The 19,176-nt window shown below is 63.3% G+C and carries 18 protein-coding genes; 8 read left to right on the forward strand and 10 right to left on the reverse strand.

What is annotated here, in order from left to right; genetic code table 11:
- Positions 1–23: 23 nt before the first annotated feature.
- Positions 24–1,271: an NAD(P)/FAD-dependent oxidoreductase gene (locus tag VNZ93_RS10830; RefSeq protein WP_325704184.1), complete on the reverse strand. Its 1,248-nt coding sequence runs from the start codon at positions 1,269–1,271 to the stop codon at positions 24–26.
- 75 nt (positions 1,272–1,346) lie between these two features.
- On the opposite strand from VNZ93_RS10830, the gene xth reads away from it, so the two are divergent.
- Positions 1,347–2,162, forward strand: coding sequence for an exodeoxyribonuclease III (gene xth / locus VNZ93_RS10835; RefSeq protein ID WP_325704187.1), 816 nt, complete (start codon positions 1,347–1,349; stop codon positions 2,160–2,162).
- A gap of 5 nt (positions 2,163–2,167) precedes the next feature.
- Here the strand turns inward: xth and VNZ93_RS10840 are convergent, their stop codons facing one another.
- Positions 2,168–2,635, reverse strand: a complete 468-nt coding sequence (locus VNZ93_RS10840; protein ID WP_325704190.1) for a Crp/Fnr family transcriptional regulator — start codon at positions 2,633–2,635, stop codon at positions 2,168–2,170.
- A gap of 117 nt (positions 2,636–2,752) precedes the next feature.
- A complete protein-coding gene (locus VNZ93_RS10845) occupies positions 2,753–3,439 on the reverse strand; it encodes a response regulator transcription factor (RefSeq protein WP_325704193.1) in 687 nt (228 codons plus the stop codon).
- Between the two features lie 122 nt (positions 3,440–3,561).
- Between VNZ93_RS10845 and VNZ93_RS10850 the strand changes: the two genes are divergently transcribed.
- From VNZ93_RS10850 to VNZ93_RS10860, 3 genes are all read left to right on the forward strand, one after another.
- Positions 3,562–4,092, forward strand: a complete 531-nt coding sequence (locus tag VNZ93_RS10850) for a L,D-transpeptidase family protein (protein ID WP_325704230.1) — start codon at positions 3,562–3,564, stop codon at positions 4,090–4,092.
- Positions 4,093–4,232: 140 nt separating this feature from the next.
- Positions 4,233–6,017 carry an ATP-binding protein gene (locus VNZ93_RS10855; protein WP_325704196.1) on the forward strand — a complete coding sequence of 595 codons (1,785 nt, stop codon included), beginning with the start codon at positions 4,233–4,235 and terminating at the stop codon, positions 6,015–6,017.
- Positions 6,018–6,176: 159 nt separating this feature from the next.
- Positions 6,177–6,464, forward strand: a complete 288-nt coding sequence (locus tag VNZ93_RS10860) for a GCG_CRPN prefix-to-repeats domain-containing protein (RefSeq protein ID WP_325704199.1) — start codon at positions 6,177–6,179, stop codon at positions 6,462–6,464.
- A 78-nt stretch (positions 6,465–6,542) separates the two neighbouring features.
- On the opposite strand, the gene VNZ93_RS10865 is transcribed toward VNZ93_RS10860, so the two are convergent.
- Complete coding sequence (locus tag VNZ93_RS10865) at positions 6,543–7,247, reverse strand: YggS family pyridoxal phosphate-dependent enzyme (protein WP_325704202.1); 705 nt, start codon at positions 7,245–7,247, stop codon at positions 6,543–6,545.
- Positions 7,248–7,440: 193 nt separating this feature from the next.
- On the opposite strand from VNZ93_RS10865, the gene leuS reads away from it, so the two are divergent.
- Genes leuS through holA form a run of 3 tightly spaced genes read left to right on the forward strand, consistent with a single transcriptional unit; the run spans position 7,441 to position 11,713 of the window.
- Positions 7,441–10,074, forward strand: a complete 2,634-nt coding sequence (gene leuS / locus VNZ93_RS10870; protein WP_325704205.1) for a leucine--tRNA ligase — start codon at positions 7,441–7,443, stop codon at positions 10,072–10,074.
- Positions 10,061–10,651 carry an LPS assembly lipoprotein LptE gene (gene lptE / locus VNZ93_RS10875; RefSeq protein WP_325704208.1) on the forward strand — a complete coding sequence of 197 codons (591 nt, stop codon included), beginning with the start codon at positions 10,061–10,063 and terminating at the stop codon, positions 10,649–10,651. Before leuS ends, lptE begins: the two co-directional genes overlap by 14 nt.
- 33 nt (positions 10,652–10,684) lie before the next feature.
- Positions 10,685–11,713, forward strand: coding sequence for a DNA polymerase III subunit delta (gene holA / locus VNZ93_RS10880; RefSeq protein ID WP_325704233.1), 1,029 nt, complete (start codon positions 10,685–10,687; stop codon positions 11,711–11,713).
- Between the two features lie 23 nt (positions 11,714–11,736).
- On the opposite strand, the gene VNZ93_RS10885 is transcribed toward holA, so the two are convergent.
- The 6 genes from VNZ93_RS10885 to mnmE all read right to left on the reverse strand — a co-directional run bounded on the left by VNZ93_RS10885 (position 11,737) and on the right by mnmE (position 18,932).
- Positions 11,737–12,843 carry a DUF2336 domain-containing protein gene (locus tag VNZ93_RS10885; protein ID WP_325704211.1) on the reverse strand — a complete coding sequence of 369 codons (1,107 nt, stop codon included), beginning with the start codon at positions 12,841–12,843 and terminating at the stop codon, positions 11,737–11,739.
- Positions 12,844–13,003: 160 nt separating this feature from the next.
- Positions 13,004–13,891 carry a ParB/RepB/Spo0J family partition protein gene (locus tag VNZ93_RS10890; protein ID WP_325704214.1) on the reverse strand — a complete coding sequence of 296 codons (888 nt, stop codon included), beginning with the start codon at positions 13,889–13,891 and terminating at the stop codon, positions 13,004–13,006.
- Between the two features lie 65 nt (positions 13,892–13,956).
- Positions 13,957–14,832: a ParA family protein gene (locus VNZ93_RS10895; protein WP_414710049.1), complete on the reverse strand. Its 876-nt coding sequence runs from the start codon at positions 14,830–14,832 to the stop codon at positions 13,957–13,959.
- Positions 14,833–14,859: 27 nt separating this feature from the next.
- Positions 14,860–15,564: a 16S rRNA (guanine(527)-N(7))-methyltransferase RsmG gene (rsmG, locus tag VNZ93_RS10900; protein ID WP_325704218.1), complete on the reverse strand. Its 705-nt coding sequence runs from the start codon at positions 15,562–15,564 to the stop codon at positions 14,860–14,862.
- Positions 15,564–17,435 (reverse strand): tRNA uridine-5-carboxymethylaminomethyl(34) synthesis enzyme MnmG, encoded by a 1,872-nt coding sequence (mnmG, locus tag VNZ93_RS10905; RefSeq protein WP_325704221.1) that lies wholly within the window; start codon positions 17,433–17,435, stop codon positions 15,564–15,566. Before mnmG ends, rsmG begins: the two co-directional genes overlap by 1 nt.
- Before the next feature lie 135 nt (positions 17,436–17,570).
- On the reverse strand, positions 17,571–18,932 hold the full coding sequence (gene mnmE, locus VNZ93_RS10910; protein ID WP_325704224.1) for a tRNA uridine-5-carboxymethylaminomethyl(34) synthesis GTPase MnmE: 1,362 nt from the start codon (positions 18,930–18,932) through the stop codon (positions 17,571–17,573).
- Positions 18,933–19,023: 91 nt separating this feature from the next.
- Here mnmE and VNZ93_RS24920 point away from each other — a divergent pair.
- The coding region (locus tag VNZ93_RS24920) for a ribbon-helix-helix protein, CopG family (protein WP_414710050.1) at positions 19,024–19,176 on the forward strand (153 nt) is incomplete at its 3' end.

Consider the following 19,176-nt stretch of genomic DNA (forward strand, 5'->3'; position numbering starts at 1 on the left):
CGAGCCGCACACGCGGCTCGCATTCATTGCTCGTCGGCTGAAATCAACCGGGCACCGCGGCGAAATGTCAGCCAGCTCCATAGCCAGGTGATCGCGACCACAAACCGGTTGCGCAGACCTATCAGAAAGTAGATGTGGGCGACGCCCCAGAACAACCAGGCGAGAAAGCCGGTGAGTTCGATGCGTCCGATCTTCACCACCGCAGCGCGCCGTCCGATGGTCGCAAGATCGCCCGCGTGCCGGTAACGGAACGGATCGGTCCGCGTCTGCCCTTTGACTTTGGCCGCTATGACGCGACCGATATATCGGCCCATCTGTTTCGCCGCCGGCGCAATGCCTGGTATCTGCTCGCCGCGCACGGATGCAAGGTCGCCGGCGACGAATACATTCGGCCGGTCCGGCACCGTCAGATCGGGATTCACGATGATGCGACCCGCGCGATCATGCTCGGCGTGGATCCATTGCCCAGCGGGCGACGCCATCACGCCAGCGGCCCAGACGATGGTCGAGGCCTCAATCCGCTTGTCGTCGCCGAGCGTCACGCCATCGCGCGTGCAGTTTGTCACGCGCGTCTGTTCCATCACCTCGACGCCCATGCGTTGAAGCACGCTCTTCGCATAATTGGAGAGATTCCCGGGCAGCGCCGGCAAAATACGCGGACCCGCCTCGATCAAAATGATGCGCGACATGCGCGGATCGATGCGACGGAAATCCTCCTTCAGCGTCTCGTGTGCCACCTCCGCCATGGCGCCCGCCATTTCGACCCCAGTCGGCCCGCCACCGACAACGACGAATGTCAGAAGCTTGCGACGAACCGCATCGTCGTCGGCAATCTCGGCGCGCTCGAAAGCAGACAGGAAGCGCGCGCGAATCTCCCGCGCATTTTCGATCGTTTTCAAACCAGGGGCGGCCGCCGACCATTCGTCATGACCGAAATAGGCATGAGTCACACCGCAGGCGAGAACGAGATAATCGTAGTGCAGCGTCAGCTCATCGGCCTGCAGCGTCTGTTGCGTGGTATCGATCGACGTCACCGTCGCCATGACAACGCGCAGATTGTCCTGCCGGCTGAGAATCGAGCGGATCGGCCAGGCGATGTCGGCCGGAGAGAGCGCCGCGGTCGCGACCTGGTAGAGCAGCGGCTGAAAGCAATGGTGATTCTGCCGGTCGACCAGCACGATATCCACGGCGACGCCGGCCAGCGCGCGGGCGCATTCCAGCCCGGCAAACCCGCCGCCGACGATGATCACGCAGGGCCGCGGCCTGTCCATTCCGCCACTCCGCCGTTCGGGGAAAAGGTCCTGCCGTTGCTGGAAATCCAGCAGCGCCGGTCTTATTAAGGCGGCATGACGTTGAAGATCACGACCTGGAATGTCAATTCGGTGCGCTTCCGCATCGAACTCGTCGCAAAATTCATCAAGGCCGTGCGCCCGGATATCCTGTGCCTACAGGAGACCAAATGTCCGGACGACAAGTTTCCGCTGAAGCGCTTCAAGCGGCTCGGCTACGAGCACGTCGCGATGAATGGACAGAAGGGCTATCACGGCGTCGCAGTGCTGTCGCGCCTGCCCTTCGATGAGACCAGCAAGCGCGGCTTCTGCAGCATCAACGATTCACGCCATGTCTCGGTGACGATCGGCGAGCGGGCGGGCCTCAAGGACCCGATCATCGTGCACAATCTCTATGTTCCGGCCGGCGGCGACATGCCCGACCCCGAACTCAATCCGAAATTCAAGCACAAGCTTTCGTTTCTCGACGAGATGCGCGAATGCAAGGACGTGCATGTCAACGGTCATGCGCGTGCGATCCTGCTCGGTGATCTCAATGTCGCGCCGCGCGAACATGATGTGTGGAGCCACAAGCAATTGCTCGATGTCGTGTCGCATACGCCGATCGAAACCGAGAAGCTGAATGCCGCACAGAAAGGCGGCGGCTGGGTCGATGCGATGCGTGAATTGGTGCCGGAGCCGACGAAGCTCTACACATGGTGGAGCTATCGTTCGCCGGACTGGAAGGCCGCGGACAAGGGCCGCAGGCTCGATCACATGTGGGTCTCGCCACAGCTGATGGATCGCGTCTCCGACATTCGCGTCGCCAAGGAAGCGCGCGGCTGGGCTCAGCCGTCCGACCATGTGCCGGTGACCGCGACGATCGAAGCGTAACGCTCCTAGTTTTGCCGCTCGCCCGGCTCGAGCGTGTAGCGAATCTCGAGAACTTCGGAGATCGATTGCCGCGAGCGATGCGCAATATAATCGCGCAGCCGCAGGGCGGCGTTCGCATCGTCCTCGAGGATCTTCCGGAACATGCTGCGCGAAATCCGGATCACGGTGCAGTCATCGACGGCGGTCGCGCAGAGCGGTCGCGCCTGATCCGAAAGCAGGGAATATTCGCCGAGCATACTGCCCGCGCCCGCCTCGATGGCCTTGCGCGATTGCTCTGGCTCCGCGCTGAGCCGGAAATTGCCGCTCTGCACGACGTAAGCGCAGTCGACCCGCTCTCCCGGCCGGAACAGGACATCGCCGGCGGCGACCTCGCGGGTCTCCGCGCCAAGCGCAATCATCCGCAGCGCACCGCGGCCCAGCACCCTGAGCATCGGCACCTGCTCCAGCACCGCAATATCATCGTCGATGCTCACAAGCGGCCTTCGATCTCCGCCCGTCCCCGCAATATCGGGGAGCATGAAGCGCGATTGCCGGCGTCCCGCCGGCGCGGACCTGCCAGTTTGAATTTCCTGCAGCTGGTGCCCGGCACGTCAGGGCACGAGCTTGTAGCCGCCCGCGTCGGTCACAAGGATCGCCGGATTGGCGGCGTCCTTCTCGACCTTCTGACGCAAACGATAAACATGCGTCTCGAGTGTGTGCGTGGTGACGCCCGAATTGTAGCCCCAGACTTCCTGAAGCAGCGTTTCGCGCGAAACCGGCCGCTGACCCGCACGGTAGAGATAGCGCAGAATCGCGGTTTCCTTTTCCGTCAGCCGGACCTTGTTGCCCTTCTGGCCGGTCAGCAGCTTGGAGCTGGGACGGAAGCTGTACGGCCCTATGGTGAAGACCGCATCCTCGCTCGCCTCGTGCTGACGCAGCTGAGCGCGGATGCGCGCCAGCAGAACCGCGAAGCGGAACGGCTTGGTCACATAGTCGTTCGCGCCGGATTCGAGACCGAGGATCGTGTCGGAGTCGGTATCGTGGCCGGTCAGCATGATGATCGGCGCCTTGAACCCCGCCTTGCGCAGGACCCGGACCGCCTCGCGGCCGTCCATATCCGGCAGACCGACATCCATGATGACCAGATCGAACTGGCCGTCCTTTGCGGTCTGAATGCCCTTCGCAGCACTGTCCTCGGACTTCGCCTCGAATTCCTCATGCAGGGCGAGTTGCTCGACCAAGGTGTCGCGCAACTCGACGTCGTCATCGACGATCAGGATTTTTCTGGCATTCGACATATTGCGGGGCCCCCCAACGGGCCTGAGATTAGCGATTTATTGCGAAATAAGGCATCGGAGATTGCTAGAGCAAGCAAAGACTTGCCCACCAGATGGCCGCAACCGAGGTCTCGTTACAAACCATGCCTCCCCGGACTTTAGTCCATATTTGGGTCCAAAAGCGATCTGGAACCAGGACCCGCGGCATTTTAAGGGCTGGAAACGCCGTTTTCCCCGTGGCGTTGGGCCGTTCCGGCATTCTGGCGAACAAACGGGAGGGCGACGGTGGAACGCCACTCGGCTGCTTCCGGCTGAAAAGGCTGTGGTGGCGGGCCGACCGAATCACCCGTCCCCGGACCCGGCTCCCGGTAAGGGCGATCCGGCCGACCGACGCCTGGAGCGAAGACCCGGCAGACCGCCGCTACAACCGGCCGGTCCTGCGAAAGCCCGGCGAGCCGGGCGACCGCCTGATGCGGGATGACGGGCTTTATGACCTGATCATCGAGATCGACCACAACGACCGGCCGCGCACCGCCGGCCGGGGGAGTGCAGTCTTCATCCATGTAGCGCGCGAGGGCTTCGGGCCAACCGCCGGCTGCGTCGCCCTGCGACGCAACGACCTGCTGCGCTTGATGGAGAAGCTGTCTCCGCGAACCCGGATTCATATTGGTTAACGATCCGCCCGATACGCCGGGCAATCAATTAGCAGAAAAGCAACGGAGAATCTGACGAGTTCCGTTGCGTTAATCTGATCGCCATATCACGCGCATTAAGCTGGTGACGATAAATACACCTATCACCGGTTGCGGACCCCATGGCCGACCTTTCAAGTCAGTCAGTGCAGGAACAGGACGAGCACGACATCATCGGTCGTGTGCTGTCGGTCGGAGGCTCAAGCGCGACGATCGAACTGATCGGAAACGCGCTGCGCGACGTGGCGCGAGCGACGGTCGGGAAGTTTCTTGGCATCGTCAGCGGCGACGGCGTGATCATCGGCATGGTTACGAAAATCTCCGAGCAGGCGGGCGCGCGCACGGCCCATATCGACCTGTTCGGGGAAATGCGGGAACACAACGGGCGGCCGGCCTTCTCGCGCGGCATCACCGACTATCCCGTCATCGGTGAACCCGCCCTGCTGATGACCAACGACGAGCTTCGGCTGGTCTACAGCAACTCCGGCTCAGCGGCAGATGTCGGCACGCTGCGCCAGGATACGAGCATCCGGGCGCTGGTCGATGTCGACGAATTGCTCAACAAGCACTTCGCCATCCTCGGCACCACCGGCGTCGGAAAGTCGACCGGCGTTGCGGTGATCCTTCGGCAGATTCTCGCCGCGCGACCGGATCTGCGCATCTTTCTGGTCGACCCGCACAACGAATATGGCCGCTGCTTCGGTGACAGCGCACATGTCCTCAACCCGCGCAATCTGCGGCTACCATTCTGGCTGTTCAACTTCGAGGAAACGGTCGATGCCTTCTTCGGTGCGCGGCCGGGCGTGCCCGAAGAGGTCGAAATCCTCGCTGAAGTGATTCCGATCGCCAAGGGCGCCTATCTGCAATACCGCGACGCCGGCGACCGACTGCTGACAAGAAAGCGCGACCCGAAGAATTCGGGCTTCACGGCCGACACGCCCGCACCCTACCGTCTGGAGGATCTGCTCGGCCTGATCGACGAGCGCATGGGCAAACTCGAGAACCGTTCGTCCCGCGCCTATCACTTCAAGCTGATGCAGCGGATCCAGACCTTCCGCAACAATCCGCGCTACGCCTTCATGTTCGACAACGCCAATGTCGGCGGCGACACGATGGCGGAGGTGATCTCGAATCTGTTCCGGTTGCCGGCGTATGGCAAGCCAGTGACCGTCATGCAGCTTGCGGGCTTCCCCGCCGAGGTTGTCGATTCGGTCGTCTCCGTGCTGTGCCGCATGGCGTTCGATTTCGGCTTATGGAGCGACGGCGTGTCGCCGCTTCTGTTCATCTGCGAGGAAGCGCACCGCTATGCGTCGTCGTCCGAATTCAAGACCGGCTTTGGACCGACCCGTCGCGCGCTTTCGCGCATTGCCAAGGAAGGCCGCAAATACGGGGTTTATCTCGGTCTCGTGACCCAGCGGCCGTACGAAATCGATCCGAACATCATCTCACAATGCAACACGCTGTTTGTGATGCGGCTCGCGAACGATCGCGATCAGGCGCTGATCCGTTCCGCCGTGTCCGACGCAGCGTCGAGCCTGCTGACCTTCGTTCCATCGCTCGGAACCGGCGAGGCCTTCGTATTCGGATCGGGTGTGGCTCTGCCGATGCAGATGCGCTTCAGTCACCTGCCTGACGAATTCCGTCCGTCGAGCGACGTCGGCGAGAATGCGAAGAACAGCGCCGAGGCCGGACTCGATCTGATCAGTTCCGTCATCGATCGCTGGCGCAACGCCACCATGAGTCAAAAGGCGTATGACGGCGAAAGCTATGACACGGGTTTTGCGCGCGAGGCTTCGCCGTCAATCCAGCCGCAGGGCGGAACTTTCGACCCTGAACGCTCGCGGCTGCTGAAACAGCCGCTCAGTGCCGCGCTCGGATCGCCCGACACCCCGAAGACCTGGCGCTGAAGACCTGACGCAAATGTCATGTCGCTGAGGCCCACCGAAGACTTGCGCTGATCTGCCGCTCAGATCGCGGCCCTTCTTCACGCGCTGTCCACATTCGCTCGCCTAGATGGCCGCGTTGCGCCCGATTCGGGTTCGGGCGGTTATTGGAAGGAGTCTCCGATGAACAAGCTGATCCTGTCCCTGGCATTTGGTGGCGCGGTTGCGCTGATGACGACCGGTGCACAGGCTTTCCCGTCCGCTCCGTCGGCAGCACCGCAGACACCTTCCGACGTGATTCAGGTCGCCGGCGGCTGCGGACCCGGCTGGCATCGCGGCCCCGGCGGCGCGTGCCGTCCGAATCGGGGACCCGTGGTCGTTGCACCGAGACCCGGTGTGGTGGTCGTGGCTCCGCGCCCGCGCTGCTGGTGGCGCAGCACGCCGCGCGGTCCTGTGCGCGTTTGCCGCTGATCGACGGGCGCTCATAGCGCCGCATCGAACAAATCTGCCCAATCGCATCCTGCGCTGTTCCGGCGCAGGATGCCACCCTCAAAGCGACGGTCTGTGACCGAAGATGGCGCTGCCGACCCGCACGTGCGTGGCGCCGAACGCGATCGCGGTGGCAAAATCCCCGCTCATTCCCATCGAAAGCAGCTTGAGCCCGTTGCGCGCGGCGATTTTTGCAGTCAGCGCAAAATGCGGCGCCGGCGCCTCGTCAAAGGGCGGAATACACATCAGGCCGGAAATCGTCAGCCCGTAGCGTTCGCGGCACTCGCGCAGGAAGGCGTCCGCGTTTTCCGGCAGGATGCCGGCTTTCTGGGGTTCCGCACCGGTATTGATCTCGACAAACAGCTCGGGCGAGCGCCCCTGCTTCTGGATTTCCTTCGCCAATGCTGCGCAGAGGCTCGGCCGGTCCACCGCGTGGATGGCGTCGAAGAGCGCGACGGCCTCTTTCGCCTTGTTGGATTGCAGCGGACCGATCAGATGCAGCGACAGCCCGTCATGGCGCGCCCGGATATCCGGCCACTTGGCCTTGGTTTCCTGAACGCGGTTTTCTCCGAAAACCCGCTGACCCGCGGCGATCGCCGCCTCGATGGCGTCCGCCCCGAACGTCTTGGAGACCGCAATCAGCGTCACCGAGGCGGGGTCGCGGTTCGCCTCGCCGCAAGCCTGCACGATTTCGGCGCGTACCGCCGACAGGGCGGTCGCAATGTCATGGGGCTCGGGAGAACTCGGGCGGGTCGTATCCGACATGCCGGTGCACTAACGGCGGCGCGATGGCGCGGCAAGTACAAATCCCCGCGTCGTCCGGATGGCTCCGGGCACCAGGCGATACCACCGTTCCAGCCTCATGGGCGGGACGCCGGAGTCCCGAAAGGCCCGCCGCCGTTGACCGGAAAAGCCGTTCGTGTCACGTCCGACATCAATTTGACCCCTTGAGCTTTCGATGAAATCCGACCGCTACAACGCCCGCGATGCCGAGCCGCGCTGGCAGAAAATCTGGGACGAGCAGGGCATCTTCGCGACCAAAAACGAAGACCCCCGCCCGAAATACTACGTGCTGGAGATGTTCCCGTACCCGTCGGGACGCATCCATATGGGGCACGTGCGCAACTACACGATGGGCGACGTGGTCGCGCGCTACAAGCGCGCCAAGGGTTTCTCGGTGCTGCACCCGATGGGCTGGGACGCCTTCGGCATGCCGGCGGAAAACGCCGCGATGGAACGCAAGGTCCATCCCAAATCGTGGACCTATCAGAACATCGCCGCGATGAAGGCGCAGCTCCAGTCGATGGGACTGTCGCTCGACTGGGCGCGCGAGATCGCAACCTGCGACCCCGATTATTACAAGCATCAGCAAGCGATGTTCCTCGACTTCCTGCAGGCAGGACTGGTCGAGCGCAAGCAATCGAAAGTGAACTGGGATCCGGTCGATCAGACCGTGCTCGCCAACGAGCAAGTGATCGATGGTCGCGGCTGGCGGTCCGGAGCGCTTGTCGAACAGCGCGAACTGACTCAGTGGTTCTTCAAGATCAGCGACTACGCGCAGGATCTGCTCGAGGCGATCGACACTCTCGACCGCTGGCCGGAAAAGGTGCGCATCATGCAGCGCAACTGGATCGGCCGTTCGGAGGGCCTGTTCATCCGCTTTGCGCTCGATCCGAAGACCACGCCCGCAGGCGAGAGCGAGCTCGACGTCTTCACCACGCGGCCGGACACGTTATTCGGGGCGAAATTCATGGCGATCGCACCGGATCATCCGCTCGCGACCGCAGTGGCCGCGAAGAATCCGAAGCTCGCGGAGTTCATCGCTGAGTGCAAACGGCGCGGCACCTCGCAGGTCGAGATCGATACCGCCGAGAAGATGGGCTTCGACACCGGCATCAAGGCAATCCATCCGCTCGATCAAACATGGCAATTGCCGGTCTATGTCGCGAACTTCATCCTGATGGATTACGGCACCGGCGCAATCTTCGGCTGCCCGGCGCACGATCAGCGCGACCTCGATTTCGTCAATAAATACGGGCTCGGCAACGTGCCGGTGGTTTGTCCGCCGGGTCAGGATCCGAAAACATTCGTCATCACCGACACCGCCTATGACGGTGACGGCACGATGATCAACTCGCACTTCCTCAACGGCATGACGATTGCCGAAGCGAAAGAGACCGTCGCTCGCCGGCTCGAGAGCCAATTGCGCAATGGCAAAGCCATCGCGCAGCGCCAGGTGAATTTCCGTCTGCGTGACTGGGGCATTTCACGGCAGCGCTATTGGGGCTGCCCGATCCCGATCATTCATTGCGAGACATGCGGCGTCGTGCCCGTACCGAAGAAGGATCTCCCGGTGAAGCTGCCGGACGATGTGACCTTCGACCGCCCCGGCAATCCGCTCGATCGCCATCCGACCTGGAAGAACGTGCCGTGTCCGCAATGCGGCAAGCCGGCGCGCCGCGAAACCGACACCATGGACACCTTCGTCGACTCGTCCTGGTATTTCGCCCGCTTCACCAATCCGTGGCTTGCGACTGCGCCGACCGACCGTGCGAATGTCGATCGCTGGCTGCCGGTCGATCAATATATCGGCGGCATCGAACACGCGATCCTGCATCTGCTCTACAGCCGCTTCTTCACCCGCGCGATGAAGAAGACAGGACATGCCGGAGTGGAGGAGCCGTTCGCCGGCCTGTTCACGCAAGGCATGGTCGTGCACGAAACCTACCGCAAGGCGGATGGCGAATACGTGATGCCCTCCGAGATCGCGATCGTCGCCGAGGGCGATGCCCGCAAGGCGACGCTGAAGACGACCGGCGAGCCGATCGAGATCGGCTCGATCGAGAAGATGTCGAAGTCGAAGAAGAACACGGTCGATCCCGATGACATCATCGGCGCCTATGGCGCCGATACGGCGCGCTGGTTCGTGCTCTCCGATTCGCCGCCCGAGCGCGACGTGATCTGGACCGAGGAAGGTGTGCAGGGCTCCTGGCGCTTTGTGCAGCGGCTGTGGCGTCTCGTCGGCGAGGCCGCCGAGATCGCAGCCAAAGCGCCGGCTGACCGGCCGGCCACATTCGGCGATCAGGCGCTGGCGGTGCGCAAGGCCGCGCACGGGGCGCTGGCGAAGGTCTCGGAGGATGTCGAGAAGCTGCGCTTCAACCGCTGCGTCGCGCATATCTACGAGTTCTCGAACGCGCTTTCGTCGGCCATCGGAAATGTCGCCGCGCCGGCCGACATGACGCCGGACTTCGCCTGGGCGATCCGGGAAGCCGCCGATATCCTGGTTCACCTGTTCGCCCCGATGATGCCGCACCTCGCGGAGGAATGCTGGGCGGCGCTCGGCCACAAGACCCTGGTGTCGATGGAGGGCTGGCCGGAGGTCGAGCCCGCGCTCCTGGTGGAGGACAGCATTACCCTCCCGGTCCAGATCAACGGCAAAAAGCGGGCTGATGTAACCGTGCCACGGGATGCTGGAAAGTCGGATATTGAGGCTGCCGTATTAACGCTGGATGCGGTAAAAAAGGCTCTGGATGGCAAGGCCCCCAAAAAGGTCATTGTTGTCCCGCAGAGGATTGTGAATGTCGTCGCCTAGGGGACATACGGGCTCTCGGTCCGGGGGGATCGGCCGGTTTCTGGCGCTCGGGCTGGCTTTTGCCTGCGCCGGGATGACGGGTGGCTGCTTCCAGCCACTGTACGGCAACGTTTCAACCGACACCTATGGCGCGGCTCCTCCGATCCGGACCGCTCTTGCCAGCGTCCAGGTCGAGGAAATCGAAGCGCCCAACGGCACACCCGAGGCCCGCATGGGGGTCGAGGTGCGCAATGCCCTCATCTTCGGCCTCACCGGCGGCGCCGGTCAGTTGCCGCCGAACTACAAATTGAAGATCAATCTCGTCGGCCAACGACAAAACGTCATCGTGGACGTCACCACCGCGCGCGCCGACATGGAAATCTATGGCCTCGACGCGACCTACAGCCTGATCGAAATCGGCACCAACAAGGTCGTGCTGACCGGCCGCGCCTTCGCCCGGCAGTCCTATGACATCCCGGGCCAGCAGCAGCGCTTCGCGCGTGCGCGCGGCGAACGCGACGCACAGAATCGCGCGTCCACCATTATCGCCGAGCAGATCAAGTCCCGGCTGGCGTCGTATTTCGTTGCCGGCGGATAGCCTGCACAAAGTCGCCGTCCGAACCCTGTCGTGATGGTAGCTCTCAAGACCAGCGAAGCGGACTCCTTCATCGCCCGTCCGGACTCGGCGCGTCCGATCGTGTTGATCTATGGTCCCGACGCAGGTCTCGTGCGCGAGCGCGCCGAAGCCTTGATCCGCGTCTCGGTCGACAATCCGGACGACGTGTTTTCGCTGATCCGCATCGACGGCGAGGAATTGTCCGGCAATCCATTCCGGCTGGTCGAGGAAGCCAACACGATTCCGATGTTCGGCGGACGGCGGGCGCTATGGGTGAAGGCCGGCAGTCGCAACATTGCGAATGCGGTGGAAGCTGTGATCAACGCGCCCTCGCCCGATTGCCGCGTCGTGATCGAGGCCGGCGAACTTCGCAAGACCTCGCCGCTTCGAACGATGTGCGAAAAAGCCAAGAACGTGGCGGTGATCGCCTGTTACGCCGACGAGGAACGCGACGTCGCCCGCGTTGTCGATGACGAATTGAGAAAAGCCGGGCTCGCGATTGCGCCCGATGCTCGCGCGGCGCTGCTTCCGTTTCTGGGGGGCGATCGTCGGGCGACGCGTGGCGAAGTGCAGAAGCTCGCGCTCTATGTACACGGGCGCGATCGCATCACCCTGGAGGATGTGATGGCAGTGGTCGCCGACGCATCCGCCGTCGCACTCGACAATGTCATCGACGCTGCCTTTGCTGGCAAACCCGCCGATGTGGAATCGCATTTTGTCAAAGCGCGCGGCGAAGGCACGGCGCCGGGTGCAATCGTATCCGCCGCACTGCGACATCTCTCAAGCCTGCACCGGATGCGGATTGCGGTGGAAGACGGACAGTCTACGACAAGCGCGGTGGAGAGCGCGCGTCCGCCGATCCATTTCCGTCGCAAGCCCGCGATCGATGCGGCGCTGCGTGTTTGGACAGCCGCGAAACTCGCCGATGCGATGCAGGCGCTTGGCGATGCGCTTCTGCAGACGCGGCTGCAGCCAAATCTCGCCGAAGCGATCGCACAGCGATCCTTGCTGACGCTTGCCACCGCGGCACGAAAGAAGGCCTGACGCGATCGCGCCTTGTGGCGCGCTTATTTCCCGGCCAGGACGTCCTTACCGGCCGCCTTCTGAACGCACCAGAATCGCAGGACGCGTTGCGCCGTCATCGGCGACAGCCTTGCATAGTCAGCCTTGAGGTTTTCGAGTTCATCCGGAGAAATCGGCGGGCGCGATATGTATTGCAGGATCGCGCGAACAGCCGTCCAGCTCAGCGAGGCGGCGCGGCATGGGATGATGATCGCTTCCCTGCGGTCGCTTTGTACGATCTTCTCGATGATGTCGTGCGGCGTCGCGCACAACTGGGCGAGCGCCATGATCGCCTCCGCATAGCGCGCACCTTTCACAAACTGCAGCAAGGCGATTTCGTCGAGCTCACCGTCGACGTGCATCTTGTGAACGATGCGCCGTGCAAGATCGAAGTTCGGCACCGCCTGCACGTCGTCAAGGATCTTGCCGTCGATGCTGAGCAGCACCTGCCGGATTTCGTCCCGATGATCCTGAGGCGCGAGTCGTAAAAGCCTTTCGCGCACGATCTCGCGGGCCTTCTCGAGCAATTGGCGCAGCAGATGAAGGGGCAGATCGATCCTGAGGCCGAGCTTCTCGGTCAGAGTGTCGTCATTTTCCGCGCTCTTCACGAGGTTCGACATTCCGCCTTCCGTGAAACGCGCATCGGCGCTGGAAGCGAGCTTGCGGTGAACCTGAAGATCGCCGCGTTCTATGAGAACGTCGGTCACGGTTTCGGCGAGTTCGCGCCGCCCTGAAATGGCAAGCAGATGGCCTTGCCCTTTGGTGCTCGCGATCTCGACCAGGTCGGAATTCGACAGTCTGGCGGAATTGATCAGAACCGGACCCGCCACGGCGATTTCGTCGTCGCGCGCAAGTCTTTGGACCACGCCAACTGGAGCATTCTCGATCGGCGACAGGCGCTCGCTCAATTCGGCCAGCGCGTGCGTCTCCATGCGCCTGACCAGGTGCCCGATGACCTCGTCGAACACGTCGATCTGTTCGGCGTTCAACCGGTCCTGGGTTGTCAGGAACAGATCGGTGATTCGGCGAAGCGTCTCGATCCGCTCGGACTTCGACCCGGACTGGATGGCAATTTCCAGGTCCGCAATGAGAGATGTCCGCGCGATGGACATGGGGGTGCCACAAGTGAAGGGGGCAATTCAAGCGCGCAGATGATATGGAACTCGTGTTAAGATTGTGTTGTTTTCAGCCGTAGATTTCGAAGTCGTTGAAATCATACGAAAACGCACGGCGGTTTGGCCGTGCGTTCAGCCAGGTCAGGAAAACGCCGGATCAGTTGCGCTGCAGGCGCCGTACGACTTCGTCGAGTTGATCCAGCGTCCGGTAGCGAATGCCGAGCGTCCCGCCGGCCCGGCCGCGATCGTTGATTTCGACCACAAGACCAAGCGCATCCGACAATTGCCGCTCGAGCGCGGCGATGTTGGCATCCTTCAGGGCCTTGGCGCTGGACTTCTTGGCCTTCTTGCCGGCGGCCTTGGCATTGTCCTGACGAAGCTTCTCGGCTTCGCGGACATTCAGGCCCTTCTCGACGATGTCGCGCGCAACACCTTCGGGGTCGGTCTGATTGATCAGCGCGCGGGCGTGACCCGCCGTCAGCCTACCCTGATTGATGTAGGCCTTGACCGAATCCGGCAACTTCAGAAGCCGCAACGTATTCGCGACATGGCTGCGGCTCTTGCCGACGATATGCGCGATGTCGTCCTGGCTGTGATTGTATTGCGAAGCGAGCGCCTGATAGCCGGCCGCTTCTTCGAGCGGATTGAGATCCGCGCGCTGGATGTTTTCGATGATCGCAAGTTCAAGCGCTTCGGCATCAGTCACTTCGAGGACTACGATCGGCACCTCGTGCAGACCGGCGCGTTGCGAAGCGCGCCAGCGGCGTTCGCCGGCGATGATCTCGAATGTCTTTCCGCCATCGGGCGCAGCACGAACGACGATCGGCTGAATGATTCCGCGTTCGCGGATCGATTGCGAAAGTTCGTCGAGTTCGGTGTCCGCGAAGATGCGACGCGGGTTGCGCGGATTGGGCTTCAGGTGCTCGATCGGCACCTTGCGCGGCGTTATCTTCTGCGCGCGCTCCGGCACCGGCAATTCCGTGCCGACATCACCCATCAGCGCTGCAAGGCCGCGCCCCAGTCGCGATCGCGTTTCTTCTGCCATTTTGGCCGCTCCTGACGTTCGCGTCACCCGTCCCTCCGCTTGCAATTCCGATGCGCTTCGACGGATCAGCTGACGCCCTGGTCACGCTCGCGTTGAATGACTTCAGTCGCGAGCCTGAGATAGGCATCGCTGCCGGCACATTTCAGATCATAGACAAGCACTGGCTTGCCGTAGGACGGCGCTTCGGAGATACGCACATTGCGCGGGATGACGGTGTCGTAAACCTTCGAGCCCATGAACTCGCGCACGTCGGCGACAACCTGGCTCGAGAGATTGTTGCGTGCGTCGAACATCGTCAGCACGATCCCGTGAATCGAGAGCCGCGGATTCAGAAGCTCCTTCACCTGATCGACCGTCTTCAACAATTGCGAAAGACCTTCGAGTGCGAAGAACTCGCATTGCAGAGGAACAAGCACGGCGTCGGATGCGGCCATCGCATTCACCGTGAGAAGATTGAGCGACGGCGGGCAATCAACGAGCACGTAAGTGTAGTCCTCGCCCTGTGGCTGATTTTCGTTAAGCCGGCTCAGCGCATTGCGAAGTCGCACGGCGCGGTCACGCGCGCTGGAAATTTCCAGCTCGAGACCTGCGAGATCGAGCGTGGAGGCGGCGATGTGAAGACGCGGCACCGACGTGGTGAGGATCGCGTCGCGCAGCGTCGCCTCGCCGGTCAGCACGTCATAGGTCGAACGGCTGCGCGCCTTGCGGTCGATGCCGAGCCCAGTCGACGCATTGCCCTGCGGATCGAGGTCGATGATCAGGACGCGTTCGCCGATCGCGGCAAGGGCGGTCCCGAGATTGATGGCGGTCGTGGTCTTGCCAACGCCGCCCTTCTGATTCGCGACCGAGAGGACGCGCATCGCTTTGGGTCCGTGTCCGGACAGGTCCTGCTCGCCCGCCGTATCGGTCGGAGCGATTGTGGGTGCGTCGGTCATAGGCATGGCCTCACGATAGGAATATAGTCGTAGTCATTCCCGGGTTGGACGAAGGCGTTCAACCGAGCGAACCCGAACGATGCGCCCTGAAGAATCGGTGGCGCTGGGGATCAACTCCGCGTCGATGCTCCAACATTTAGATGCTGAGGTCAATTCAACCTCTACATCTCGTCCCTTCAGAAACAGCGCTGCCGCGCCCCTCCTTAACAAGGGATAGGCGCTTTCTATGAGGTTTTCGAGGGGCGCGAGCGCCCGGGCGGTCACGATCTCCACGGGTTCGATAAAACCATCCACAAAGTCTTCGATCCGGACCGCATGGACCCTGGCCGGCACCCCGGCGAGACGCGCAGCCTCGCGCAGGAACGCCGCCTTCTTGAGATTGCTTTCGACCAGGTGGACCACAGCGCCGGGCGTATCCGCCAGCGCGCAGGCGATGACCAGCCCCGGAAATCCCCCGCCTGATCCAAGATCGACCCAGTGCTTTGCCCCGGGGGCCAGCGGCAGCAATTGCAGCGAGTCGGCGATGTGGCGGGTCCAGAGCTCGGGAAGCGTAGAGGGGGCGACGAGGTTCGTGGTCGCCTGCCAGTTCAGGAGGGCCGCGACGTAGCGATCGAGGCGGCCGGCAATTTCACGTGAATCAGGCAGCGCGTGCGACCAGGCCGCGAGCACCTTTTCGCGGTCCGCGGCCAGCCGTGCTTCGAGATCACCGGGTGCCGCCGATGGCCGACCTCGGGCCATCAGCGGGTCGCGGCCCGCGGCGCGCCACCGCGGCGCAGATGCGCCACCAGGAGGGTGAGAGCGGCCGGGGTCACGCCTTCGATCTTCCCGGCATGGCCGATGGTCCTGGGCCGGTGGCTGGTCAGCCGATGGCGGACTTCGTTCGAAAGACCGACGATCGCCGCATAATCCAGATCATCTGGCAGAACGAGCGCCTCGTCGCGCCGATAAGAGGCGATGTCGGCGGCCTGCCGGGAGAGATAGACGTCGTATTTCGCGTCGATCTCAAGCTGCTCGGCCACTTTGGCCGGCAAATCCCCGAGCCGCGGCCAAATCCGTGAAACATCCGCGAGGGTCACGTCCGGATAGGACAAAAGCTCGAACGCGGTCCGGCGGTGGCCGTCTTTCTTGAGATTGAGGCCGTGCCGCTCGGCTTCCGTCGGCGAAACCGACACCGACCGGGCGAAATCGCGCGCTTCGACGAGCGACTGGGCCTTCGACCGATACGCCTCGCGGCGTTCGGGCCCGACACAGCCGATGGCAATGCCTTTCTCGGTCAGGCGCTGGTCCGCGTTGTCCGCCCGCAGCGCCAGCCGGTACTCCGCGCGCGACGTGAACATGCGGTAGGGCTCCGTGATTCCACGTGAAACAAGGTCGTCGACCATCACCCCGATATAGGCCTCGGCGCGGTCGAAAGTGATTCCGGATCCGCCACTTGCGCGGGACGCCGCATTCAGGCCGGCCAACAATCCCTGCGCCGCGGCCTCCTCATATCCGGTCGTCCCGTTGATCTGCCCGGCCAGGAAAAGTCCCTGCAGACGGCGGGTCTCCAGGGTCGGCCCCAGTTCGCGTGGATCGACGTGGTCGTACTCGATCGCATAGCCCGGACGGATGAATTGCGCCCGCTCCAGCCCCGGAATGGTCGCCACAAGGGCGTGCTGGACCTCTTCCGGCAGCGAGGTGGAGATTCCGTTCGGATAAACCGTGTGATCGTCGAGGCCTTCCGGCTCCAGGAAGAGCTGATGGCCGTCCCGTTCGCCGAACCGGACGATCTTGTCCTCGATCGAGGGGCAATAACGGGGTCCGCGGCTGTCAATCTGCCCGGAATACATCGGGGACCGATGCACATTCGCCCGGATCACCGCATGCGTGGCCTCCGTGGTGCGGGTGATCCCGCACTGGATCTGCGGATTCTCGATCCGGGCGGTCAAAGTCGAGAACGGCTCCGGCGGCTCGTCGCCCGGCTGCATCTCCAGGGCCGCCCAGTCGATGGTGCGGCCATCCAGACGCGGCGGAGTGCCGGTCTTCAGGCGGCCGAGCGCAAAGCCGGCGCGCTCGAGGGCACCTGAGAGCCCCATGGACGGCGCCTCCCCGACCCGTCCGGCCGGAATCTTGCGCTCTCCGATATGGATGAGCCCACGGAGAAACGTCCCCGTGGTCAGGACCACCGCCCCTGCCCCGAGAATCCGTCCGTCCGAGAGCCGGATGCCAGTCACGCGGCCGTCCTGAACCAGAAGATCGTCGGCTTCGCCTTCCAAAACCGTCAGATTGGCGGTTTCCCGGATCGCGGCCTGCATGGCGGCGGCGTAGAGCTTCCGGTCGGCCTGCGCCCGCGGTCCACGGACCGCAGGACCCTTCCGACGGTTCAAAACCCGAAACTGGATGCCGCCTCGGTCGGCGACGCGACCCATCAGGCCGTCCAGAGCGTCGATTTCGCGGACCAGATGCCCTTTTCCCAGTCCGCCGATGGCCGGATTGCAGGACATCGCCCCAATCGTCTCGAACCGATGGGTCACGAGCGCCGTTGATGCACCGAGACGCGCGGACGCGGCCGCGGCTTCGCAGCCGGCGTGTCCGCCTCCGATCACGATGACATCGAAACGATGGTCCATGGCGCTGGTTATCTAGTCGAGCGCCCCCGCGCCGTCAAAACGATGGCGGAGTCACGAGTTCCGTTTCACGTGAAACGCTGGAGTCTCAAAACCTTGTGAGGAGAGTCTGGACTCGAATCAGAAAAGGTAAACGCGCTATTTACCAATACAGAAATCGCGAAAGATCTTGTCCAGGATATCCTCGACGTCCACCCGCCCGGTCAGCCGGCCAAGTGCCTGAGCCGCAAGGCGTAATTCCTCCGCAAACGTATCCTCCCGGCCGGCCTCGCCCTCGCGAATCGCGCGTTTCAGGGCTGATTCCGCGCTCTCCAGGAGGTGGCGTTGGCGCTCCCTCGTCACAAGTGCGGGTTCACGTGATTCAAAGGCCGACTTGGCGAAAGCAGCAAGGTCGGCCAGAAGCCGATCCACCCCCTCACCCGATACCGCGGAAAGCTCGTAGAAGTGCTGATCTTCGGTCCCAAGGACTGTCCGAGGACGCTTTTCGCCCTCCCTGTCGCCTCGCAGGTCGATCTTCGTCCGGATCAACCAGCTCTCGGGGCCGGAACCCTGACCGGAATCCGGATTCGCACCTTCACCATCCGTTAACCATAAAACCAGATCGGCGGCGGCCGCCCGCGCCCTCGCCCGGGCCACGCCTTCCCGCTCGACCGGATCGTCGGTCTCCCGGATCCCGGCCGTGTCCAGCAGCGTGACCGGATAGCCCTCCAGATCGAGATGGACCTCGATCACGTCCCGGGTGGTCCCGGCGTGCGGCGATACGATCGCGACGTCCCGGCGGGCGATCCGGTTCAGCAGGGTCGACTTCCCCGCATTGGGCGGACCGGCGATCGCCACCACCAGGCCCTCGCGCAATCGCTCGCCGCGGCGGCCTTCTGCCAGCAATGCTGCAATCTCCTGCCGCAGCAAACGCGCAGCATGAAGCGACCGCGCTGCAACATCGGCCGCAACATCGGCCTCATCCGAGAAGTCGATCCCCGCCTCCGCGAGTGCCATGGCCTCGATCAGCCGCAGACGCCAGTTTTCGGCCCGGTCGCCGAGCAGGCCCTGAAGCTGACGGACCGCCTGCCGGCGCTGCGCCTCCGTATCGGCATAGATCAGGTCGGCCAGGCCCTCGACCGCGGTCAGGTCGAGCTTGCCGTTCTCGAAGCCGCGCCGGGTGAATTCGCCGGCCTCGGCCGGCCGCAGGCCCGGGATCCGTGACAGCGCCGCGAATGTCGCGGCGATCACCGCCCTGCCCCCGTGCAGCTGCAGCTCGACCACATCCTCGCCGGTCTCGCTGTTCGGCCCTTCGAAGAACAGCACAAGCGCCTGGTCGATGGTCTCGCGGGACGCCGGGTCGCGAATCGTCGCCAGCATCGCGCGCCGCGATTCGGGGACGCGCCCAACCAGCCCCTCGAGCGCCTTGCGCGCGGCCGGACCGGAAATCCGGACCACGCCGATCGCCGCCGGCACCGACCCGGACGAGAGCGCGTAGATGGTGTCGGATGAACTGGCCATATTCTGGTTCAACCCCTTTCAGGACCGCCCGTAAAGCGGCGGATCGCGGCGGTTGTCTTGCGCGCTTGACAGGCGTGTAATACACCGGCGTATGAAGTCAGTCACGCTCCGCCTCCCGGACAGCCTCGTCGACGAGATCGAGGCCGAGGCACGCAAACGCAAAATGTCGAAGACCGACGTCATGCGCGAACGGCTGACTCGCAACACCGAAAACGTAACGATACCGGCATCGCTGAAAGCGATC

Origin of the sequence: Pseudorhodoplanes sp., assembly GCF_035565795.1 — a bacterium.
Classification (GTDB): domain Bacteria; phylum Pseudomonadota; class Alphaproteobacteria; order Rhizobiales; family Xanthobacteraceae; genus Pseudorhodoplanes.